The sequence below is a fragment of the Chromohalobacter nigrandesensis genome (assembly GCF_023061285.1).
Taxonomy (GTDB): domain Bacteria; phylum Pseudomonadota; class Gammaproteobacteria; order Pseudomonadales; family Halomonadaceae; genus Chromohalobacter; species Chromohalobacter nigrandesensis.
On sequence record NZ_JAKGAM010000011.1, the window covers coordinates 45,920 to 69,432 of the forward strand.

The 23,513-nt window shown below is 60.8% G+C and carries 20 protein-coding genes; 3 read left to right on the forward strand and 17 right to left on the reverse strand.

The window, feature by feature from the left end:
* Positions 1-106: 106 nt before the first annotated feature.
* From L1073_RS12975 to doeA, 10 genes are all read right to left on the reverse strand, one after another.
* Positions 107-1,576 (reverse strand): NAD-dependent succinate-semialdehyde dehydrogenase, encoded by a 1,470-nt coding sequence (locus L1073_RS12975; RefSeq protein ID WP_246899895.1) that lies wholly within the window; start codon positions 1,574-1,576, stop codon positions 107-109.
* Positions 1,577-1,810: 234 nt separating this feature from the next.
* Positions 1,811-2,644: a universal stress protein gene (locus L1073_RS12980; protein WP_281506088.1), complete on the reverse strand. Its 834-nt coding sequence runs from the start codon at positions 2,642-2,644 to the stop codon at positions 1,811-1,813.
* A gap of 77 nt (positions 2,645-2,721) precedes the next feature.
* Entirely contained in the window at positions 2,722-4,080 is a 1,359-nt protein-coding gene (locus L1073_RS12985) for an MFS transporter (protein ID WP_343322510.1), read from the reverse strand.
* A gap of 306 nt (positions 4,081-4,386) precedes the next feature.
* Complete coding sequence (locus tag L1073_RS12990; protein ID WP_246899900.1) at positions 4,387-5,043, reverse strand: hypothetical protein; 657 nt, start codon at positions 5,041-5,043, stop codon at positions 4,387-4,389.
* Between the two features lie 194 nt (positions 5,044-5,237).
* Positions 5,238-7,652, reverse strand: coding sequence for an FdhF/YdeP family oxidoreductase (locus L1073_RS12995; RefSeq protein ID WP_281506089.1), 2,415 nt, complete (start codon positions 7,650-7,652; stop codon positions 5,238-5,240).
* A gap of 93 nt (positions 7,653-7,745) precedes the next feature.
* Complete coding sequence (locus L1073_RS13000) at positions 7,746-8,525, reverse strand: formate dehydrogenase accessory sulfurtransferase FdhD (protein ID WP_246899902.1); 780 nt, start codon at positions 8,523-8,525, stop codon at positions 7,746-7,748.
* A 203-nt stretch (positions 8,526-8,728) separates the two neighbouring features.
* Entirely contained in the window at positions 8,729-9,613 is an 885-nt protein-coding gene (locus L1073_RS13005) for a LysR family transcriptional regulator (protein WP_246899903.1), read from the reverse strand.
* A 6-nt stretch (positions 9,614-9,619) separates the two neighbouring features.
* On the reverse strand, positions 9,620-10,096 hold the full coding sequence (locus L1073_RS13010; RefSeq protein ID WP_246899905.1) for an Lrp/AsnC family transcriptional regulator: 477 nt from the start codon (positions 10,094-10,096) through the stop codon (positions 9,620-9,622).
* Between the two features lie 19 nt (positions 10,097-10,115).
* On the reverse strand, positions 10,116-11,132 hold the full coding sequence (gene doeB, locus L1073_RS13015; RefSeq protein WP_246899907.1) for a N(2)-acetyl-L-2,4-diaminobutanoate deacetylase DoeB: 1,017 nt from the start codon (positions 11,130-11,132) through the stop codon (positions 10,116-10,118).
* Between the two features lie 31 nt (positions 11,133-11,163).
* Positions 11,164-12,363 carry an ectoine hydrolase DoeA gene (gene doeA, locus L1073_RS13020; RefSeq protein WP_246899909.1) on the reverse strand — a complete coding sequence of 400 codons (1,200 nt, stop codon included), beginning with the start codon at positions 12,361-12,363 and terminating at the stop codon, positions 11,164-11,166.
* 182 nt (positions 12,364-12,545) lie between these two features.
* On the opposite strand from doeA, the gene ehuR reads away from it, so the two are divergent.
* The gene (ehuR, locus tag L1073_RS13025; RefSeq protein ID WP_246899911.1) at positions 12,546-13,949 is read left to right on the forward strand and encodes a MocR-like ectoine utilization transcription factor EhuR; all 1,404 of its coding nucleotides are present in this window, start codon (positions 12,546-12,548) and stop codon (positions 13,947-13,949) included.
* Positions 13,950-14,009: 60 nt separating this feature from the next.
* Positions 14,010-14,942, forward strand: a complete 933-nt coding sequence (locus L1073_RS13030) for a 2-hydroxyacid dehydrogenase (protein WP_246899912.1) — start codon at positions 14,010-14,012, stop codon at positions 14,940-14,942.
* On the opposite strand, the gene ugpC is transcribed toward L1073_RS13030, so the two are convergent.
* The 7 genes from ugpC to zwf all read right to left on the reverse strand — a co-directional run bounded on the left by ugpC (position 14,936) and on the right by zwf (position 22,303).
* On the reverse strand, positions 14,936-16,054 hold the full coding sequence (gene ugpC / locus L1073_RS13035; RefSeq protein WP_246899914.1) for a sn-glycerol-3-phosphate ABC transporter ATP-binding protein UgpC: 1,119 nt from the start codon (positions 16,052-16,054) through the stop codon (positions 14,936-14,938). The genes L1073_RS13030 and ugpC overlap by 7 nt on opposite strands.
* Positions 16,055-16,094: 40 nt before the next feature.
* The gene (ugpE, locus tag L1073_RS13040) at positions 16,095-16,940 is read right to left on the reverse strand and encodes a sn-glycerol-3-phosphate ABC transporter permease UgpE (protein ID WP_246899916.1); all 846 of its coding nucleotides are present in this window, start codon (positions 16,938-16,940) and stop codon (positions 16,095-16,097) included.
* Positions 16,940-17,818: a sn-glycerol-3-phosphate ABC transporter permease UgpA gene (ugpA, locus tag L1073_RS13045; protein ID WP_246899917.1), complete on the reverse strand. Its 879-nt coding sequence runs from the start codon at positions 17,816-17,818 to the stop codon at positions 16,940-16,942. The genes ugpE and ugpA overlap by 1 nt, the downstream gene beginning before the upstream one ends.
* Positions 17,819-17,912: 94 nt before the next feature.
* Complete coding sequence (ugpB, locus tag L1073_RS13050) at positions 17,913-19,229, reverse strand: sn-glycerol-3-phosphate ABC transporter substrate-binding protein UgpB (protein WP_246899919.1); 1,317 nt, start codon at positions 19,227-19,229, stop codon at positions 17,913-17,915.
* Between the two features lie 212 nt (positions 19,230-19,441).
* Positions 19,442-20,104: a bifunctional 4-hydroxy-2-oxoglutarate aldolase/2-dehydro-3-deoxy-phosphogluconate aldolase gene (locus L1073_RS13055; RefSeq protein ID WP_246899922.1), complete on the reverse strand. Its 663-nt coding sequence runs from the start codon at positions 20,102-20,104 to the stop codon at positions 19,442-19,444.
* Positions 20,105-20,134: 30 nt separating this feature from the next.
* The gene (gene pgl, locus L1073_RS13060; RefSeq protein WP_246899924.1) at positions 20,135-20,809 is read right to left on the reverse strand and encodes a 6-phosphogluconolactonase; all 675 of its coding nucleotides are present in this window, start codon (positions 20,807-20,809) and stop codon (positions 20,135-20,137) included.
* Between the two features lie 18 nt (positions 20,810-20,827).
* Positions 20,828-22,303: a glucose-6-phosphate dehydrogenase gene (gene zwf, locus L1073_RS13065; protein WP_246899926.1), complete on the reverse strand. Its 1,476-nt coding sequence runs from the start codon at positions 22,301-22,303 to the stop codon at positions 20,828-20,830.
* A 260-nt stretch (positions 22,304-22,563) separates the two neighbouring features.
* Here zwf and L1073_RS13070 point away from each other — a divergent pair, with 260 nt between their 5' ends.
* On the forward strand, positions 22,564-23,424 hold the full coding sequence (locus L1073_RS13070) for a MurR/RpiR family transcriptional regulator (protein WP_246899927.1): 861 nt from the start codon (positions 22,564-22,566) through the stop codon (positions 23,422-23,424).
* The last annotated feature ends 89 nt before the right edge of the window (positions 23,425-23,513 follow it).

Consider the following 23,513-nt stretch of genomic DNA (forward strand, 5'->3'; position numbering starts at 1 on the left):
TCGGCTCACGCCGATAAAACCGAACGTCAAACACGACTTATTAAGCCACGAACACTTCGTTCGCTCGTGGCTCGTGGCTCGTGGCTCGTGGCTCGTGGCCAGGAGCCTAGCTCCCGGACACGGAGCCCAAGGCCCCCAGACAATAAAACTTGGTCTCCAGATATTCCTCTATGCCGGCGGTGCCGCCCTCACGACCCAGACCAGACTGCTTGACGCCACCGAAGGGCACCGGCGGGCCGGTCATCTTCACCGAGTTGATCGCCACCATGCCGTACTCCAAAGCACGCAGCAGCTTCCAGATGCGGCGGATATCGTGGGTATAGACATAGGCCGCCAAGCCGTACTCGGTATCGTTGGCCAGCTTGATGACCTCATCGTCATCCTTGTAGGCAGTCACTCCCGCTACCGGCGAGAAGCTCTCCTCGCGCCAGGCCTTCATGTAGGGCGTCACGCCAGTGAGCAACGTGGGCATGAAGAAATTGGGCCCCGGCGCCATAGACTGGTCGCCATGTACCAGCGTCGCGCCGCGCGAAATGGCGTCATCGACGATACTCGACGCTTTCTCCACCGCCTGCTGATGAATCAGCGGTCCGATATCGATATTGGTCACCAGGCCGTTGCCGACCTTGAGCGTTTCCATGCAGGCAACGAACTGCTCGACGAACTCGTCATGGATCGACTCGTGCACCAGGATCCGGTTGGCGGCCAGGCAATCCTGCCCACCGGTCTGGAACTTGGCGGCCACCGCAGCGCGCGCGGCCTCGGCAGGCTCCATATCGGGGCCGACGATGAACGGCGCGTTGCCGCCCAACTCCAGCGAGACACGCTTGACGCTATTGGCAGACTGCTCCAGCAATAACCGCCCGACGCGGGTGGAGCCGGTGAACGACAGCGCCTTGACGCGTTCTTCTTCGCACAACAGCTTGGACACCTCGGCGGGCTCACCCAGCACCACGTTGAAGACCCCGGCGGGGATCTCGGCACGCTCGGCGAGTTCCGCCAGCGCCAGAGCCGAGAACGGCGTCTCGTCGGCCGGCTTGACGATGACCGTACAACCGGCAGCCAACGCGGCACCGGCCTTGCGCGTGATCATCGCCAGCGGGAAGTTCCAGGGCGTGATCAATGCCGCCACACCCACCGGCTCCTTGAGAGAGCCTAGAGCGGCGTTGGGGATATGACTGGGAATGGTCTGCCCGAAGGTGCGCTTGCCCTCTTCGGCGAACCATTTGATGAAGCTGGCACCGTATTCGATCTCGCCGCGAGCGTCGGGCAACGGCTTGCCCTGCTCGCGCGTCATGATGACCGCCAGATCTTCGCGATGCTCGATCAGCAGGTCATACCACGCCTGCAGACGCTCGGCGCGCTCATCGGCACGCAGCGCCCGCCACTGGGCGAAGGCGGTATCCGCAGCATCCACCGCCTCCCGCAATTGCGGAGCCTCGAGCCAGGGAATGTGTCCCAGCACCTCGCCCGTGGCGGGATCGACGACCGCTTGTTCGCGACCGCCGTCGCCGTGGGTCCATTTACCGTCGATATAAGCGTACTGACGCAATAGACGCGGATCGTTGAGTTTCATGTGCTGCCTCTCCCAAAAAACGAACCGGGCCTAGATTTAAAGACATTGGGCCCGGACAGGTCATGGCGGATGGCGTTCATCCGATATGCATAGGATAAAGCAGCACAAGGCAGGGGAGTTTTTGTTCGACGGGGCGGGCGATATCGGTTTTTTTCGAGTCACGCTCCAGTAAAGGCGTTTTTTTCTGCGTTTGCCCGCCGCCGCGAGCAGGGGCGGCGGCGGGTGTGATGCGTCTCAACGCAACACGAGCATGGCACACGGCGAATTCAGCAGCATCTCCGTCGTGGTACTACCTACCAGCCAATGGCGAAGACGCGAGTGTCCATACGCGCCCATGACCATCATGTCGACGTCATTATCGAGCGCATGCTGTTTCAACGCCTCAGTCGTGTTGTTGGCTTTTGTCAAATGGGTTCTGACCGGCACATGACCGTCTTCCAGGGTGTTCCTGGCCCATTCCATTTGTTCACGATGCTCATCGGTGTCACCGCCGATCATGACGACATCACACTCGATGCCATTGAGCAGCGGGCTTTCGGCCACCATCCGCACGCCCTTGACCGTGCTCACGCTGCCATCGAATGCCAGCATGATGCGTCGCGGCTGCGTGAAGGTTTGCTGAACGACAAGAACCGGATGGCGTACCACCCGAATCACCTGCTCAAGACGACTGCCGAGATGGCCGTTGAGGGAGGTATCGCCACGCTTGCCGATGACCATCATCCTCATTTCATCATCCAGCCCCTCAAGAATATCGATCAGATTCCCTTCCCGGATGCGACTATTGGCATCTGCTACGGAATGATCCTCGAGACGCGTCATAGCTTCCTTCATGATTTGCTGAGCATGCTCATGCATCAGCTCGATACGCTGTTTATCCAGCGTATCCATTTTCTCGCGTAGCGCATCCTCCTTATTCGTCTTGGGCGATTGAGTACGCTCCTTCTCGATCACGTTCAATAATGTCGAAGGCACTGCCAGGCGATTGCTCGCCCATGCCGTCGCATCACATACGGACTCAATAAACGGAGACCTGCCACCTACACAAGAGAATATTTGTCGTGTCATGAGATCATTACCCCACTATTCATTGCTGCATCCATATATCACCAATCGAACCGATTCCGTTAGATCGCGACACACCCTCAATACGAACCTTTATTATCACTTTCATTTCGTTGAGAAATCGTTTCCTGCATATTTCTCAACAATGAAATTTGTTCACGGCTATCGGAGTATTGTTGACGGCGCACCTCATCCAATTGATTGGCGAGCGTATCGACACGCTCTTGCAAACGAGCATTGGATGCCGAAATTTCGCTCAAGGCATGCTTCGAACTGCTGCGAGCCAGCCACTTCTTTAGCCCCGAGAAGTGCAAGCCACGCTCGACAAACATAAGGATGGCAACGAAAACCAGCGCCAGTGCCATGGCGGAGTATGAATAATAAACGCTACCATTACCAAAGACTTGCGATATTTCGTCCAGCACGATGGGAGAGAGGAACTGCCCTAGATAGATACTACTGACCAGAATGGCCGTGGCCATCGACCTTGCCGCCCCGGTGGTGATCTTGGTGGCGCCGTCGAAAATGACCGGCACGGTACTACCATAGCCGAAGCCCAATATCAATACGCCCAGACCAAGCAGCACGATATACTGATTCAAAAATGCGATCAGTACAAAGCCGACTGCCATATAAACGACTTGCAGTGGCACGAAGAACGACTTGAGCACACGCCGGAAGAAAGCGACCGACATACCGCCCGCGAACCCGCCGACAGAACAAATCGCGATAATGATGCCATTGACGACCGTATTCGTGATATCGATCTCGCTCAAGAACAGCGACATATTGGAAGGAATGCCGAAGAAGACGACGAATGTCAGTATCATGTAGATGGCAAGCAGAAATACACGGGCGTCAAAATTGCTTTCTTCGGCTTCGCCTTCAGCTGACTTGGCTGGTGCCTTTCTAGGCAGGAAAAAGAAAACGAGTACAAGCGCCAGAATAGCCAAACCATACGCCAGGAAAGAATAACGCCAGCCTTGTGCTGCCAGAAAACCGGACACGACGATGGCGATGATGCCCCCCATGTTCGTGGCGGCACTTTGAAGACCCAGCGTCCGAGTGCGCTCTTCACCTTCATAATAGTCGGAAATAAGCGTGATCGATAGCGGGATCATCAAACCTATAGAGATACCCAGAACGACACGCGTGGCCAGCATGAACAACATGCTATCGGAAAGCGACCCGCCAATCCCGCCAATGAGATAGAGAATCAGCGATACAATTAAAATATCTTTCTTGGGTATATAGCGCACCAGATATCCGGAAATAAAGGAAAACGGCACGACAAGCCCTGCGTGCAGCGATGTTAGCAAGCTAATCTGGAAGGAGCTCGCGTTGGGGAAAGCCGCCGCAATCGATGCAATGGCAGGTGCAATCATGGCACCTGCCATTACAGTGATCAACGACACCGATAATATTGCGTATTTTAGCACCGACGAATCTCCGTTTACTTAATTAAATCGCCAATGACGACTAAAAAGTAAAGATAAGACCCGGAGTTTTCAGGGGAGTATCCGTACTACGAGGAAATTCGCTAGACAAACAACATTCAAGCAGTGAGCATTGCACCCACGCTATCAATTTCATCAAGCGAATTTGACGAAAGTATTATACCATCTAACAAAGCTTATTGCCAAGCGGGAAGCTAATTAAAGCGAACCTTTACGACCACTTTACAATGACTTCCCGGGCTTCGCTTGAGGTATGCCACGCATGCGCTTGAAGTGGCATCTTACGCATCAAACATCGTGACGCGGCAGCAAATGCAACTTGCGCAGGCGCTCATGGGCGTCTAGATACTCCTCGGCGGGCACCGCGCGGTACACATCCTCACGGGCGACATGCTTCACCAGCACGCGACGCTCACCGGCGGAACAGCTCGCACCCTTACCATGCAGGGTCACGACAACATCGGAGTCACTTTCCAGCGTCGCCTGACAGTGTCCTTCGCTGTCGCTGGCCTCGCGCACGACAACGGTTTCGCCCAGCAACCAGCGCGGCGACGCCCGGCGCGAATGGTGGAAACGCCGCGCCAGTGTATGACACGCGGCAACACTCGGTGACGCCGCCAATGCGAAGGCCGCCCAGATGGCCAGAAAGCCCAGTGGCAACCGCAGCAGGCCCAGCGGTGACCATTGCAATACTAGGCTCAGCGCGAACGCGATGGGCGTAGCAGTGACGATCAAGGCGCTCAGCGCGAATGACGCCGGTACCCCCGCAAAGCCCAGAGAAATCAAGGTGCTCGCTAGATGATCGTCACGCAGGCTGTCATGGTCGAAGCACGAGACGCGTATCACGCGCAGCCCGACCAGCAGCCAATAGACGGCCACCAATGCCAGCAAAGCGAGGAAAAAAGCGAATGGAAACCCCAATGCAGTCTGGATGAAGAGCTCCATGACAGCACCTCCCGGGCGATCCCGTTGAGTTGAGCGGCGTGCCCCCTGAGTGCAGGAGGGGCGTTAAAGGCGTCGTCCGAATGTTTTGTGTAATGCCAACTTATGTGGCGACGCTTATGTAGTATTTAACAGCATAGCGTTGGAACGCCGGTTATGCGTCTCAACTTTGGTCGTAAGGCTCGATCGCCAGCGCCTCAGGCGATTCGCTGGTTCGGCTCCAGACGCACCGCGACCGCCTTGGAGGTTGGCGTATCGGTGCCCACACCGACGCTTTCCAACGGCACTAGCGCATTGGTTTCGGGATAGTAGGCGGCGGCACACCCTTCGGGTGTCGCGTAGTCGACGATCCTGAATCCCGGGGCGCGGCGGGGCTCGCCCTCGTGATCGAGCCCCACCAGGTCGACCCACTGGCCGCTTTCGAGCCCCAGCCGCGTGAGATCGGCGGGATTGACGAACACTACCCGCCGCTGGCCCTTGACGCCGCGATAGCGATCGTCGTAACCGTACACGGTGGTGTTGTACTGATCGTGGCTGCGCAGCGTCTGCAGTGTCAGCCAGCCATCGTCGCGGCGTGCGTGCAGGCGTTGATGCATCACCGCCGTGGGTAGCGGTGCGGCACAGAACGTCGCCCGCCCGGATGACGTATTGAAGCGGCGTTGGCTGGCGGCGTTTTCCAGCCAAAAGCCACCTGCCTGCCCCAGACGCGCATTGAAATCCTCGAAACCGGGAATGACGGCCTCGATCTCATCGCGAATGCGGTCGTAATCGGCCACCAGCGCGGCCCAATCGACCATGCCCGTGTCGATCCCTCGACGCGGCAGTACCCGTGCCAGCGTGGCCTCGGCAATCCCCGCAATGATCGCCGGCTCCGAGCGCAGCCATTCGGAGGCCGGTGCATGAATGCCGGCACTGCCGTGCACCATCGACATCGAGTCCTCGACGCTGACCTGCTGCGACGCGCCCGCCTCGCCCTGGCGATCGATCTCAGTGCGCCCCAGACACGGCAGGATCAACGCATCACCACCGGTGATCAGGTGGCTACGGTTGAGCTTGGTGCTGATCTGCACATTGAGCCCCAGACGCCGAAAGACGCGCTCGGTGCGGTGGCTATCCGGCGTGGCCCGGGTGAAGTTTCCTCCCAGCCCAATGAAAACATCGGCCTCGCCCAACTCCAGCGCGCGGATGGCACCCACGGTGTTGTGCCCTGGCGTACGCGGCATGACTACGCCGTAACGACTTTCCAAGGCGTCGATCAGTCCCGCAGGCGCCGTCTCGTCGATACCCATGGTGCGGTCCCCCTGTACGTTGGAGTGACCACGCACCGGACACGGCCCCGCACCGGGGCGCCCGATATGGCCACCTAACAACAGCAGATTGACCAGCTCACGAACGGTGTCCACCGAATGCTCGTGCTGGGTGATTCCCATCGCCCAGGTGATGATCATGCGCTCGGCGCGAGCGACGATGTCGGCCACCTCCTCGATCTGCGTGCGTGACAAGCCGGCCTGATCCTCGATCTCCGCCCACGGCGTGTCTTCGACTCGCGCCCGCCACTCTTCATAACCAGCAGTATGCGACTCGATGAAGGCCCGATCCGGCTTGAAATGACCTTGTTCTTCGAGCGCGAACAACGTCTTGGCGATGCCGCGTACCGCCGCCATGTCACCGCCCATCTTGGGTTGATAATAATGCGAGGAAATACGGTGACTGCCGTGTGTAAGCATCTCGCGCTTATTCTGGGGATCGGCGAAACGCTCCAGGCCGCGTTCCTTGAGCGGGTTGAAGCTGACGATACGCGCGCCTCGCTCCGCCGCACGCCGCAAGTCACCGAGCATCCGGGGATGATTGGTGCCAGGGTTCTGGCCGAACACGAGGATGGTATCGGCGTGTTCGAAATCCTCCAGTTGAACGGTGCCCTTCCCAACACCGAGACTAGCCTGCATGCCCACGCCACTGGCCTCATGGCACATGTTCGAGCAATCGGGAAAATTGTTGGTGCCGTAGAGGCGCACGAACAACTGATACAGATAGGCCGCTTCGTTGCTGGCGCGCCCCGAGGTATAGAAAAGTGCGCGGTCGGGATCGGGCAGTGCCGCCAAGCGTTCGGCGATCAGCGCGAAGGCCGCCTCCCAGTCGATGGGAACATAACGGTCGCTGGCCGCATCGTAGCGCATGGGCTCGGTGAGTCGGCCCTGGTCCTCGAGGCGGAAGTCATCCCATCCGCGCAGCTCGCTCAGCGTGTGGCGCTCGAAAAAACGCCGCGTGACGCGCTTCTTGGTGCTTTCCCAGGCCACTGCCTTGACGCCGTTCTCGCAGAACTCGAATGACGAGCCGTGCAGCGGATCGCCCCACGCGCACCCCGGGCAATCGAAACCATGCGGCTGGTTAGTGGACAGCAATGCCCGCGCGCCCTTGAGTGGCGCCTGGCTACGCTTGAGGTGGCGCCCCACGCTTTGCATCGCGCCCCAGCCACCTGCCGGGCCGGTGTAGGATTCGATACTCGGCACGCGCGTCAGGGTCGCGTCCGCCTCGGGGAGACGCTCCGCCGTTTCGCTTGCGGAAGACGCCTCGCGGTCGTCGGATAACGGAGTCTGGTGATGGGAAGCCATGGCACCCTCGATGACGTAGTGGGTAAAAATAGAGGAAAATGACGCGATGAACGTGGTGAATACCCGGGAAGCGGAGCGGGCAGAACTCGAAGGCTATGCCGCGCCACTCAAGCGTTCGAGATGTCGGCCACGATGACAACAGATCAGGTTGAGATCGCAGGCACGTGCGATTTCTACCGCCAGGGCAGAGGGCAATGACAGCGTGGCCAGGGTGGCGATACCGGCACGTACGGTCTTCTGCACCAGTTCCATGCTACAGCGACTGGAAAGCAACACCGCCGCCGGCATCTCACCACGGGACAATGCCTCGCCGATGATACGATCCAGGGCATTGTGGCGTCCGATATCCACGCCGCGCGCCAGCACCTCGCCATCGCCGTCGAGGGCCAGCGCCATATGCAGCCCGGCGCGGGCGCGACGCTGTAGACTCTCCACGCCACGCATCAAGGCTTCGGGCGCCAGAGGTACGCACGCCGGCAAACGTCTCAGGCCCTGCATCAACTGCGATTCCTCGGCCACACCACAGGCGCCGCAACTCGACACCGAGGCCCCGGCGCGTTGCAGACCAGCGGCGCGCGCTTCGGTCTGCGACGAAACCGTCAACCGCACCAACAGCCCATGACGCAGCCGCGACAGTTGAATGTCCTCGACCTGCTCGGCGCGCTCGATCCAGCCCGCAGTGAAAGCATGCCCCAGCGCCAGCGGTTCGAGGGCTTCGGGCGTCGCCAACAACGTCACCATGGCGGTATCGTTGAGCGACAGGGTCAGCGGCTGCTCCTGCGGGCCATCGAGCGTCCGCAAGGGCCGGTCGCGCTGATCGTCATAGCGCGATGCGGCGGTAAATGAATGCGGTATCACTACTTCTGACGGCATATAAAGGTCCAAACGGGAAATCAAATAACCCACATCCCCGGAAAAACGCTATACAGCGTCCTCATGCGGGCTTGCTCAAGGCAATCGCTCCACGGCCATCCGCGGGTCTTGAAAGGCGTTCTCACGACTACCCTAGCGCGCCGACCGCCTTCAGACCAATCGAGCTAAGCGATGCCTCGATAGAGCAGCTCGATCAAACCGAGCTAGGAAGCGGCCTGCCACAGATCGAGTACTGCTTGCAGGCGTTTTCCACGCGGCATCCCCTGTCGCCATAGCAAGCCCACGCGATCGCCCGCGTCGGGAAGGCGGCGTGCCACGAGAGCCGACGTGCCATCGCCCTCCTGAAGCCAATAGCGGCGTATGAATTGCTCGGGCAGGATCGAGACGCCCAGTCCTGCCAGCAGCCACTCTCCAAGGGCAGCGGTGGCATCGGTTTCAAGAACGGGCAACAACGACAAGCCATGGGCCGCCAGACGCGCCTCAAGCAAGTGGCGTTGATGCATTTCCGGAGTCAGCAGACACAGTGGGTACTCGGCGAGCTGCGCCCACTGCGGCGCTTCGGGCAAGGCAAAGTGCTCAGGGGACGCCACCAAGGCGGGATGCTCATCGAACAAACGACGATGCGCGAACCCCGCCATTGCCGGCGCATCCAGATAGCCAATACCTAGATCGAGACCGCCATCCTCCAGGCCCTGCGCCAACATGGGGGTGGCGAGTTCACGCACGCGCAGCACAAGCCCGGGATGCGCGGCACGCAACGACGGTAACAAGGCAGTGAGCGCGTTCAGTGCAGTGGGGATCACGCCCAGCGTTAGACGGCCGACCAGCGGCGCATGCGGTGCCAAGTCACCGCGCAGGGCCTCGAATTCACCGAGTATGCGACGGGCATGCGCCAGTACACGCTCCCCCTCGGTGGTGAATCCTTCGAAACGATGGCCCCGACGAATCAACGGTGTGGCCAGTTCTTCCTCGAGTTGGCGCAAGCGCGCCGAGAGGGTCGGCTGAGTCACGTGGCATGCCCTGGCGGCGCGTCCGAAATGGCGTTCACGCGCCAGGGCACATAAAAACGCGAGCTGACGATGATCCATGACCCGCTACGAGACCTCGTCGTGTAAGTCCAACGATGGCGTGGTGCGTTTCACGGTCTTGGTGACGATATAGGTGAAATAGCGCTCGATCCCCAGGCCGTCCATCAGCCAGGCATCGATCGTGCGCTGGTAGGCATCGATGGAGTCGGTTTCGAACTTGACCAGATAATCGACGCCGCCGCCCACCGCGACGCATTCGGTCACCTCCGGCGTCTCGGCGACGGCTTTCTCGAAACGTGCGAAACTCGCCGCCTGATGGGTCGCCAGCTCGATCTGCACCCAAACCGGCGTGCGCTTGACTACCATCGCGGGATCGATCCGGGCGCCATAGCCTTCGATGACGCCGGCTTTTTCCAGGCGCCGCACACGCTCCCAGCAAGGGCTGACAGAGAGGTTGATCGCCTCGGCCAGTTTCGACTTGGTGATGCGCCCATCGCGCGACAGGATGTCGAGAATCTTGAGGTCGTAGCGGTCGAGTTTCATGTGGTGTGCCGGCCCATCCTCAACGCTCGAGACTATCGACGACTTCCGCGATCACCGCAATCGTATCGCCCATGTTCACCTGCGCCGGAAAACGCCGCGCCACCAGCACGCCATCGCGCTGAGCATGATAGACGACTGGCTCGCTACCGGTGCGCGTCATGTCGTAGATCCGCGCGATCACATCACCGCGCCGCACCGTCTCGCCCAGCGCGAAGCTCAACTCAAGCAGGCCGCTATGCTCGCTCTGCACGTAGCAAGAGGCATCGGGCATGTCCACGTACACCTGCTGGCCGGCCGGAGACTCCAGTTGCCCTTCGATCATCCCGTAGTGAATCAGGAAATTGCGTACGCCACGTTCGGCGATGGCCATGCGTTCCGGCGTCGTGGTGCCGCCGCCGCCCAATTCGGTGGTCACGAAGGTCTTGCCCTGGGATTCCACGGCTGTGTCGTAGAGCTGGGTAGCGTCGAGCTCGAACATCATCATCGCCACCGGTGCGCCAAAGGCCACCGCGCCGGCCAGGCTTTGCGCTTCCTGGGTAGAATCGTCGAGACGGTGCGCCGCAGCGAAGGGCAGAATATCCAGCGTGCGGCCACCGGAATGCAGATCCAGCGCCACGTCGCACATCGGTACCAGTTCACGCGTGAAGTAATCGGCGATCTGCTCGGTGACGCCACCGTTCGGGTCGCCGGGAAAGCTGCGATTGAGATTGCCGCCATCCAGTCCTGAGGTGCGCTTGCCGGCAGTAGCGGCGGGCACGTTCATGATCGGCACGATGATCACGCGGCCGCGCACATCCTCGGCGCGCAGCGTGTTGCTGAGCTTGAGAAGCGCGGTAATGCCTTCGTATTCATCGCCGTGGTTGCCGGCGGTGAGCAGCGCCGTGGGCCCCGCGCCGTTGTTGATCACGGTGATGGGAATCATCACCGCCCCCCAGGCCGATTCATCGGTGGAGATGGGCAGCTTGAGAAAACCGTGCTGAATACCGTCGGCATCGAAATCGACGGTGGGTGACACCGGGCTGGGTCGCTTGCTCATATCATGTTCTCCTCGTCTCGCGTCCCACGGCTCAGCACACGAATAGCTGACGTGGAAAGTTGGCCAGCGTCTCGCAGCCAGTCTCGGTAATCAGAATGCTTTCGGTGATCTCCAGGCCCCAATCGTCCTCCCAGAGACCCGGCATGAAATGAAACGTCATCCCCGGCTCGAGAATGGTGTCGTCGGAAGGGCGCAGGCTGATATTACGCTCGCCCCAGTCCGGCGGGTAGCTGATGCCGATGGAATAACCGCAGCGCGCACCGCCACGATCAAAACCATACTTGTCCATCGCCGCGCCCAGTGCCATGGCGATATCGGCGGCACGGTTGCCCGGCTTGGCCACCGCCAGGCCATTGTCGATACCCTCGAGCAATGCCGACTCGGCGCGCAGGAACTGACTCGGCGGCGTGCCCAGATACACCGTGCGCGACAGCGGCGCGTGATAGCGACGATACACCCCGGCGATCTCGAAGAAGGTACCCTCGCCTTCACGAAACGGGGTATCGTCCCAGGTCAGGTGCGGCGCAGCGGCGTCTTCGCCGGTCGGCAACATGGGCACGATGGCCGGATAGTCGCCGCCGAAGACACGCCCTTGCGGATCGGTCCAGCCCTCGATGCCCACGCGGTAGATCTCGGAGACAACCTTGCTCTTGGGCACCCCGGGCTGAATGATCTCGAGGATACGCGAATGCATGCCCTCGACGATTCGCGCCGCGATGCGCATGTACTCGACTTCCTGCGGCGACTTGATGATCCGGCACCAATTGACCAGCGAATTGGCATCCGCGAAACGCGCGTGCGGCAATTCGCGCACGAGGCTCAAATACGCCTTGGCAGAAAAGTAGTAGTTATCCATCTCCATGCCGATGGTACCCTCGTGCCAACCACGATCCGGCAGGATCGACTGCGCCAGGTACTCCATGGGATGCATATCGGGATTTTGAACGTAATAATCCGGGTAATAGGTAATGTTGTCCGGATGGATCCAACAGGTGCGTAGTGCCCCATTGGCATCCATGCGACGCCCATACCAGACCGGCTCGCCTTCCAGACCGAGCAGAACGCACTGATGCACATAGAAAGACCAACCATCGTATCCCGTCAACCACGCCATATTGGATGGATCGCTGACAATCAGGACGTCGATCCCTCGATGGGCCATGGCCGAACGCACCTTGTGCAGCCGGCTGGCGTATTCCTCACGAGTGAAAGGCAGGGAAACCTCAGACATGGCACCACTCGCCCGACAGAATTGCTCATCCCTGATCTCCCGGACGGGAGGCAGGACCCTGCATTCGATGAAATAAATCGTACTGATACAAGGAAGGAAGAAATCAGTACAATTGTCGATCAATGCGTTGCCAACGATAGTAGCATTCACGCGCTGCTTACCGTCAAAGGCTTTATTGTGTCATGACAATTGACCTGACACCCTATCTCCCGTCTCATGGGCCCAAGTATCTGGCTATCGCTCGAGCACTTGCCGAGGCTATTCGCCAGGGCGAGCTCACGCCCGGCACACGTCTGCCGCCACACCGCTGCCTTGCCGAGACATTGGCGGTAAGCGTGCAAACCGTCTCGCGGGCCTACGCCCAGGCGGAAAAGATGGGCCTGGTGCAGGCCCGCGTGGGTAGCGGCACCTGGATCAACGCGCTCGACGACGGCCAGGAGGCCGAATATCTACGCAGTGCCAACATGGACACGGACGCCTCTCCCGTGGATCTTTCCATCGCGCATCCGATCTGTCCGCCCGGGCATCATCTGCGCTTTCGCGAAACGCTACGCGACGTGGCGGATAGCGCGCATCCCGATGTCATCGATGCCTGCCGCCCCATCGCGGGGCTGCTCCATCAACGCGAGCGCGCCAGCCAATGGCTGCATGACACGCTCGGTGTGCCCGGCACGCCCGATGACCGAGTGCTGTGCAACGGCGCCGCACACGGTGTGATGCTGGCCATCGCCACGCTGGTCCAGCATGGCGACGTGGTATTGACCGAAGCGCTGACCGACCACGGCTTGATCGCCTTGTCACGCACGCTGGGCTTGCAACTGCGCGGCGTGGCCATCGACGAACAAGGGGTGATTCCCGATGCCCTCGACGCCGCGTGCCGACGTTACCGACCGCGTGCCGTGTGCCTGACGCCTACCCAGCTCAACCCTACCGGCGCGACCATGGACAACGCACGCCGCGATGCCGTGGCCGAGGTACTGGCACGACACGGCACCTGGCTGATCGAGGACGACGTTCATGCCCTGCTCGAGCCCCCGGGATTGAGCCCACTGGCCGCACGTCTGCCACGTCAGAGCTTCCATGTCACCAGCCTGACCAAGGCCACCGTCTCGGGGCTACGCGCTGGCTATCTCAGCGTGCCACGCGGGCAATTGCATCACACCCTGCCCCGGTTGCGCGCCACCAGTTGGATGGCCACGCCACTGGTCTTCGAGATCGCCGATCGCTGGCTGGCCGATGGCACCGTCGACGCCCTGGCCAGCGAGCAACGGCAACTGCTCGCCGAGCGCCAACAACTGACCCGGACACGCCTCGTGGGGCACGCCATGGCCTCGCGCCCCACTGGCATGCATCTCTGGCTCGCCCTGCCCGGGGCATGGCGTGCGGAAGAACTGCAACAACAGGCGCTTCAGGAAGGCTTGGCAATTTCCACGGCGCAGTCATTCATGGTCGATCAGGGACCACCACCTCGGCGTATTCGCTTGAGCCTGGGTGGCGAAAACGACCTCGAACGCTTCGATCAGGGATTGACGATTCTCGGGCGTTTGCTCGGCGAAGCACCGCCACCGATGCTACAAATCGTATAGCGCGATGGGCGCGCAGCAACGCCGCCCCTCATTCATCATCCACCACCTCATGAGGATCTCATGCGCATTTTGATCCATGCCGACGACGCCGCGCTCTGGAAAGACAGGCTCGCTTCGCGTTTACCCTCGGCGGAGTTCGCCATCAGTGGCGAAACGAGCGATTTCCAGGCTGACTACCTCGCGGCATGGAAGCCGCCAGCGTCACTGTTCGAGGCCCAGACAGCGCTCAAGGGCATCGTCAATCTCGGCGCCGGCGTGGATGCGTTGCTCAACAACCCCGCACTGCCCCGCGACATCCCCATCGTCAAGCTGCGCGATGCCGGCATGGGCGAGCTGATCGCCGACTACGTGCGCTATGGCGTGCTGCATTTTCAACGCGACTTCGACCGTTACCGCCGCCAGCAGCATCACGCCACCTGGCGCGAACATGCGCTCACGTCCAAGCACGAATGGGGCATCGGCATTCTTGGGCTGGGCGCCATCGGCCGCCATGTCGCCCACCAGCTCGCCGATGACGGCTATCCCGTGCATGGCTGGAGTCGCTCGCCCAAGACCCTCAGAGACATCACCTGCCACCATGGTGACGCTGGCCTCCAGGCACTGCTCGGCAAGGTCCGCACTCTGGTCACGCTGCTACCCGATACGCCCGCCACCCGCGGGATCATCGACCGCGACGCCCTGGCCGCGTTACCCGACGGCGCCAGCCTGATCAATCCCGGACGCGGCACGCTGATCGACGAGTCCGCGTTGCTCGAGGCATTGGGTAACGGCGAAGAGGAAAACGGCCGACTGCGCGGTGCGCTGCTCGATGCCTTTCCCACCGAGCCGCTACCCGACGACAGCCCGCTATGGCCGCATCCACGCCTATGGATCACCCCGCACATGGCCGGCCCGACCCCCATCGACGAAGCCGCCGACCAGGTCGCCAAGGCCCTCACCGCCATGCACGCCGGCGAAGCCATCGACACCGTCGACCCCAAGGCCGGTTACTGACAGGCCTGGGCCTTGGCAGCGGCTCCCTCGGTCATAGAAACGCGTCTCCCGTCGGCGTCGAAGACATGGCAATCCGCCAGGGAGAATGTGAGTGACAAACGCTGCCCCTCGTGGGCAGCGTGCGCACCATCCAGACGCACGACCAGCCATTCCTCGAGCCCGGACAAGCGTGTATAGGCCAGCATATCCGCCCCCAACGGCTCGAGCATCTCGACCGTGACGTCCAGGACCGCTGCCGTATCCGGTCGGGATGCGGCCTCGACGAGATGTTCCGGGCGAACCCCCAGATTCGTCACTCGCCCCTCGGGCATTGCAACCGGCAATGCCAGCGCTAGCTGCGTGCCATTGGGTAACACCACGCCATCGCGATGCACCGTCACGGGCAGGAAATTCATTGCCGGCGAGCCTAGAAAGCTCGCCACGAAAAGTGTCGCGGGTTGTTCATAAAGCGCCATCGGGGTACCGCATTGCTCGACACGCCCGGCGTTCATCACCACCAGACGGTCCGCCAGGGTCATCGCCTCTACCTGATCGTGCGTCACATAGACCGACGTCACGCCAAGCCGCTTCTGAAGACGCCGGATTTCCAATCGCATCTGCACACGCAGTTTGGCATCGAGGTTGGAGAGTGGTTCGTCGAATAGAAAGACTTGCGGCTCACGCACGATCGCTCGGCCCATCGCGACACGCTGGCGTTGTCCACCGGATAGCTGCCGTGGGCGTCGCTCGAGTAACTCGCTGAGCCCCAACAATTCGGCGGTGGCCGCCACACGACGGCGGATCTCGTCCTTGGGCATGCCACGATTTTTCAGCGCATAGCCCATGTTCCCGGCCACGCTCATGTGCGGGTAGAGCGCATAGTTCTGGAAGACCATGGCGATATCGCGTTCGGCAGGCTCCAGTTCGTTGACGCGCCGGCCGTTGATCGTGAGCTCTCCGTCACTGATCGCTTCCAGTCCCGCCAATGTACGCAACAAGGTCGACTTGCCACATCCCGAGGGCCCCACCACGACGATCAATTCCCCGTCGACAACGTCCAGGTCGATATCATGCAACGCGGTGATGCCATTGGGATAGCGTTTGCGAATGCCGTTGAGTCGTAAAGTCGCCATATCGGATCACTCATTGAGCCACGGCCAGCACCGGGCACGCTTATTTTTCGCTGTCGACCAGCCCTTTCACGAAGTAACGCTGCATCAGCAGGATGACCGCGATAGGCGGCAACATGGCCAATACCGCCGTGGCAGTGACATCCTGCCAGGGCACGAGACCGTCGGCACTGGTCAACAAGCGCTTGAGACTGACCACGATGGTCAGATAATCGGCATCGTTGGTGATCAACAACGGCCATAGATACTGATTCCAGCCATACAGGAACATGATCACGAACAATGCCGCGAGGTTGGTCTTCGAAAGCGGTAGCAGGATGTCGCGCAGAAAACGCCAGGGGCCGGCGCCATCGATACGCGCCGCCTCGACCAATTCAGGCGGAATGGTGAGATAGAACTGACGCAGCAGAAACGTCGCGGTGGCGCTGGCGATCAACGGCAGGATCAGCCCCGCGTAGCTATCCAGCAGCCCCAGGTCGGCGACCACTTCGAACGTCGGCAGAATGCGCACCTCCACCGGCAACATCAGGGTTATGAAGATCAACCAGAAACATAGCCGTCGACAGGGAAACGCGAAGAAGACGATGGCATAAGCGGCAAGCACCGAGATCGCGATCTTGCCGATGGCGATGCCCAACGCCATGAGCGTCGAGTTGATGAGCAGGGTCAGCACATCGGTTCCCAGGCCGCCGACCGAACCGTCGAGCAGATGCCGATAATTGTCCCAGCCCGCCTCGCCGAACCATAACGGTGCCGTCTGTGAGTAAAGTTCGCCCGGCGTATGGGTACTCGCCGTGAAGGCCAGCCACACCGGCAGCAGAAACAGCAGGCAACACAGCACCAGCAGCGCATGGCTCAACCTGTCCAACCCGGGACGACGATAATGCATCAGTACTGCACCTTTCTTTCCAAGTAGCGGAACTGAAACCATGTCAGGCCGCCGACCAGAGCCATCAGCAACACCGACTGAGCGGCGCTGGCCCCCATATCCTGACCGACGAAGCCATCCTGATAGACCTTGTAAACCAGTGTCGTGGTCGCGCCGCCGGGACCGCCGGACGTCACCGTGTCGATGGTGCCGAAGGTCTCGAAGAAGGCGTAGACACTGTTCATGACCAGCAAGAAGAACGCGGTCGGCGACAACAGCGGAAAGGTGATGGTCCAGAAACGTCGCCACGGGCCCGCACGGTCGATGGCCGCCGCCTCCAGCAGACTCTTGGGTAGCGCCTGCAACGCGGCGAGGAAGAACACGAAGTTGTAGCTCATCTGCTTCCACACCGAGGCCATGATCACCAGGGCCAAGGCCTGAACGCCATTGAGCTTGTGGTCCCACCCGATGCCGATATTGCCCAGCAAACCACTGATCAGCCCCAACGTCGGATCGAACAGGAACAGCCACAGCACGCCCGCCACCGCCGGCGCGACCGCATAGGGCCATACCAACAGTGTGCGGTAGATGCGCGCACCGCGTATGACCCGGTCCGCCATGACCGCCAGGAGTAACGCGATGCTCATCGCACCGAGCGCCACCGCCAGCGAAAAGATCAGCGTGGTGCCGAGTGCCTGATAATACGCCTTGTCGCTCAATACGGCCTGGAAGTTGGCAAACCCGGCGAACTCCCGGGACAAACCAAAGGCATCCTCGACATAGAAGGCTTGCTCGATGGCTTGCAATGCCGGCCAGAAGAAAAAGACCAGAACGATGCCTAGCTGCGGCGCCATCAATATCCAGGGCGTGAGGCGATGGCGCTGAAACGGCGCACTCATGGCATTCCTCGGCATCTCGATGAGGACGATTTGCCTCCATGCTCAAACACAAGCGCCCGGCGACCGGGCGCCGTTATTCTCAAGTTGGAAGGCTTCACTGATGGGCGCTCTCGAACTTTTCCAAGAGTGCGTTGCCACGCGAGGCGGCTTCATCGAGCCCCTCCTGCCCCCCTACGTCACCCGAGAATATCTCTTCGAGCTCGCCGTTGATGACATCGCGAATCTGCACCATGTTGCCCAACCGCAATCCCTTGGAATTCTCGGTGGGCTCGCCGATGGTGATCTGTTTGATCGCCACGTCAGTTCCGGGGTGATCGGCATAGAAGCCTTGCTCGCGGGTCAGGTCGGCGGCCGCCTGCGTGATCGGCAAGTAGCCCGAGTACTGGTGCCAATCCGCCTGAACTTCAGGCGAGGACAGGTATTCGAAGAATTCGGCCACCCCTTGCTGGTGCGTCTCGTCCAGCCCATCGAGCACCCATAGCGAAGCACCACCGATAATCGAATTGTTGGCTTGTTCGACGACATCGGCATCGTACGGCAGCGGCGCCACCCCGAAGTCGAAATCGACGTTCTCCTTGATATTGGCGTAGGACGCCGAGGACCCCATCATCAGCGCGCAATCGCCGGAGTAGAACTTGGGCGCGGCGTCATCGAAACGTCCGCCATAGGCAAAACGCCCATCATCCTGCCACTGCGTGAGACGCTCGATATGATCGACGACGGCGGTGCGATTGAAGCGTAAACGCGCGTCGGTCCCCTCGAAGCCATTGGCCTGCGAGGCAAACGGCACATCGTTGATGGCGGAGTAATTTTCGAGCATCACCCAGGAGGGCCAGGTCGTGGTCAAACCACAACTCGCCGCCCCGGAGTCGACGATCTTCTGCAGGGCTTCTCCCAGTGCCTGCCACGTTCGAGGGATTTCCTCGACTCCCGCCTGCTCAAGGCGCTCGCGATTGTAATAGGTCACCGGCGTCGAGGAATTGAACGGCAGTGACAGCATATTGCCATCAGGGTCGGTGTAATAACCCGTGACCGCAGGCAAGTAACCCTCCGGATCGAAGTCGACATCAGCCGATGCCATCAATTGATACACCGGCACGATAGCGCCCTTGGCACCCATCATCGTCGCGGTGCCAACCTCGTATATCTGCACGATATCCGGCCCCTCGCCGGCCCTAAACGCCGCGATGGCGGAGGTCATGGTCTCGCTGTAATTGCCCTTGAACACCGGTTTGACGGTGTAGTTTTCCTGGCTGGCGTTGAAGTCGGTCGCGATCTGGTCGACCTTGTCGCCCAGCGCACCCCCCATGGCATGCCACCAGGTAATCTGGGTATTGGCCTGGGCGCTGCTCGCGCAGGCCCCCAGGGCAAGCGTGATGCCAAGAGAAGAAAGCAGGAAAGCACGTTGCATGGAAGGCTCCTTGTCGAGTACAGGGGATCGACGCCACTCGTGCCACACTAGCCAAGGAATCTTTCAATTAAATGATGGATATATGACGGAAGACCATCTGTATCGTTTCGCCAACGTACGTGAAGCAAAAAAAGACCCGCCAAGTGGCGGGTCGGAAGAACAGCATCAGCTGTCGAGAGAGAAGCGGTTGCCCTGCTTGATAGCAAGCAGTCTTAGTGATGAAAGCGTTCGGCGGCCTGGCGCGCCAGTTCGCGAATGCCGTCCCAGTCTTCGTTCTCGACCAGGGCATTGGGCGTCAGCCATGAGCCACCCACGCACATCACATTGGGCAGACTGAGGTAATCGTCGGCGTTGTCCACGGTAATACCGCCGGTCGGGCAGAAGTGGGCGTCGGGAATCGGACCACCAATAGATTTGATCGCCTTGACGCCGCCGCTAGCCTCCGCCGGAAAGAACTTGAAGCGCCGATAGCCGTACTGCCAGCCGGTCATCAACTCGGAGACCGTGGCCACCCCCGGCAGCATCGGTACCGCACTTTCCACGCCATGGCGATACAGCGCTTCGGTCGTGCCGGGGGTGACCACGAAATCCACGCCAGCCTCCTCGGCCTGCCGGTACTGGGCGGGCGTCAGCACGGTGCCGGCGCCGATACTCACACCCGGTAACGCGGCCCGCATGCGCCGAATGGCGTCCAGTGCACAATCGGTGCGCAGGGTGATCTCGAGTACGTTGAGACCGCCCTCGACCAAGGCACGCGCCATGGGCACGGCATCCTCGAGGCGATCGATCACCAGCACCGGGATCACTTCCACCTTCTGGCAGATGCTGTCGAGTTCCGTCGTGCGGGTGGAAGGAAGCTGTTTGTCGATAGTCATGGGTGCTCCGGGTATTCGTAAACGCAGGGCTCAGGGTGCCCAGTACGTCGCGATCGGCTGAGAGAGGAAGGTGCGAATCGGCAGTTGCCGGGCATCATCGCCCCCCAACGCGCTGGCCAGGACACGACGCTTGTCCTCGCCGGTCATGTGCAGGACATGCAGATGGGCATCGGCCAGGCGCGCGGCGCTCAACGTGATGCGCGCCTGCGATACACTGGGCGCATGCACCGCCACCGCCGCCTCGGATGTCTCGAGTGCCGTGGCCAGTTGTTCGCTATCGGGAAACAGCGAGGCCGTATGCCCATCGCCGCCCATGCCGAGGACGACCACACTAGCCGGCCACGGTAGCGCCGCGATGCGTGCCGAGACCGCCTCGACACCGTCTTCGGGGGTATCGTCGCCGGTGGTCAAGGAATGAAAACGTGCCTCGGCGGCCGGACCGACGAGTAACGTCTCGCGGATCAGACGCGCATTGCTGTCGGCATCGTCGTCGGCCACCCAACGTTCATCGGCCAGCGTCACATCGATACGCGACCAGGGCAGCGCCTTGGTGGCCAGGGCGCTGAAGAACGGCTTCGGCGTGGAGCCGCCGGAAACGACCAGCAGCACCCGCTCGCGACTGGCCAAGTCGGCTTCGAGCGCCTTGGCCACGGTATCCGCGAGGCGCTCGGCAAGGTAACGACGGCCTTCCTCGATGCTTTTCATAATGGGCTGCCTATCCAATCAATAATCTTCATACCAGGAGCGCCCGTCCTGAGTAATCATGGCGATCGACGCCACGGGGCCCCAGGAGCCGGCTGGATAACGCCGCGGCGACATGTCGCGTGCCTCCCAGCCGGCGATCAACTGATCCACCCACTTCCAGGCGTACTCCACTTCGTCGCGGCGCACGAACAGGTACTGCTGGCCCTTCATCACCTCGAGCAGCAAGCGCTCGTAGGCATCGGGAATCCGCGTCTTGGGGAAGGCGTGATTGAAATCCAGATGCAGCGGTCCGGGGCGCAGGCGCATGCCCTTGTCGAGCCCGCTGTCTTTAGTCAGCACCTGCAGCGCGATGCCTTCTTCCGGCTGCAGACGGATGACCAGCTTGTTGGCCGCGATTCCGCGTTGGTCGGGATCGAAAATGTAGTGCGGCTGCTGACGGAAGTGGATGACGATCTGCGACATCTTTTCCGGCATGCGCTTGCCGGTGCGCAGATAGAACGGCACGCCGGCCCAGCGCCAGTTGGCAACCTCGAGCTTCATGGCGACGAAGGTCTCGGTATGGCTCGAGGTGTTAGCGCCTTCCTCGTCGAGATAGCCCGGCACGCTCTCGCCGTCCACGGAGCCGCCGATGTATTGCCCCCGCACCACGTTGCGCGACAGCTCTTCACCAACCAAAGGCTTGAGTGCCTTGAGCACCTTGACCTTCTCGTCGCGAATGGCGTCGGCGTCGAGATTCGACGGCGGATCCATGGCGATCAGGCACAGCAACTGCAGCAAGTGGTTCTGGACCATGTCGCGCAACTGCCCCGCCTCGTCGAAGTAGCCCCAGCGGCCTTCGATGCCCACCTTCTCGGCCACGGTGATTTCCACATGCGAAATCTGGTTCTGGTTCCACTGATTGCCGAACAGTGGATTGGCGAAGCGCAGCGCGATCAGGTTCTGGACCGTCTCCTTGCCCAGGTAGTGGTCCATGCGATAGATGCGCGACTCGGGGAACACATCGCCGATGGCATCGTTGATCTGCACGGAGGAATCGAGATCGTGGCCGATGGGCTTCTCGACCACCACGCGGGTCTCGTCATCGAGGCTGCCACTGGCATGCAGGTTGGCACAGATATCGCCGTAAATACTGGCCGGCACCGCCAGGTACACCACCATGGGGCGCTGGGTAGCGTCATGCCAATCGCGAATGGCGTCGTATCCCTCGACAGTGGCAAAGTCGAGTTGCTGGTAATCGAGACGCGCCAGGAAGCGCTCGAGGCAGGCCTTTTCAAGCTCATTGGGCTTGAGTCGCTTGTTGAGGGCTTCCTTGACATTGGCGCGGAAGCCATCGGCATCATGCTCATGGCGCGCCAGCCCCAGGATGCGCGTGGTATCGCCGAGCAACCCTTCGCGATCCAGGTGGTATAATGCCGGGTACAATTTGCGCAGCGCCAGATCACCAAGCGCCCCGAAAAGGGCCAGATCGACATCGGGCGTGGTATCTCGACTCATGATGTGGCCCCCAAAAAAATGGTTAACTTACCTATAAAATAAGCCATATCAGGACTCCTCGGCAAATATATTATGTAAATTTACTACCAAAGCGGCATGCATTCGATGCCATCCGCGAACGACTTGGCTTGGCGACCCTGCGCCACCACGCTAGGATGCCTTAGCTAACACAATGTAGTTACTTGCAAATGTGGTCATGCGACAACGTCGTTAATTGACCACCTTTCGACACCCTTGGCAGACAGAGACTTCCATTACGCATGCCAGCCTTCGATTTGATCGACCGTATCCGCTCCCGCTTGGACGAACTCAATCGTTCCGAACGCAAAGTGGCCGACGTGATTCTCCACGACCCGGCCGCCGCCACCGGCATGAGCATCGCGACGCTGGCGCAGACCGCGGCGGTCAGCGAACCGACGGTCAATCGCTTCTGTCGCAACTTCGACGCCAAGGGCTATCCCGACTTCAAGATCAAGCTTGCCCAAAGCCTAGCCGGCGGCACGCCCTATGTCAGTCGCAGCGTGGAACGTGACGATGGCGCCGCAAGCTATGGCGAGAAGATCTTCGGCGCCACCATCGCCGCCCTCGATGACGCCCGGCGCACGCTGGATGCCCAACGCGTCGAGCGCGCCGTCGATTATCTGATCCAGGCCAAACAGATCAGCTTCTTCGGCCTCGGTGCCTCGGGGCCTGTGGCCCAGGACGCGCAGCACAAGTTCTTTCGCTTCAACCTGCCTGTCACCGCCTACGAAGACGTGCTGATGCAACGCATGGTTGCCGCCGCCACTCATACCGGTGATGTCATCGTCATCGTCTCCTACACCGGCCGCACCCGCGAGCTGGTCGAGATCGCCCGTGTGGCGCGCGACAACGGCGCCATCGTGCTCGGCATCACCGCCCCCGATTCGCCGCTCGCCCATGAGTGTACCGAAACCCTCGAGGTCATCACCCCGGAAGACACCGATGTCTACATGCCGATGACCTCGCGCATGATCCACCTGGCCTTGATCGATGTGCTGGCGACGGGCGTCACGCTGCGCCGCGGCGAGGATTTCCTGCCGCACCTCAAGAAGATAAAAGACAGCCTGCAAGCCACGCGGTTTCCGCTCCCCGACGAGTGAGCGCCGTGGACCGCGCTTGCCGCCACACCGCGCAGTCACGACAATGAACGTCTCACCACGCTCATTGCAGCGGTTTATTCAACCGCCTT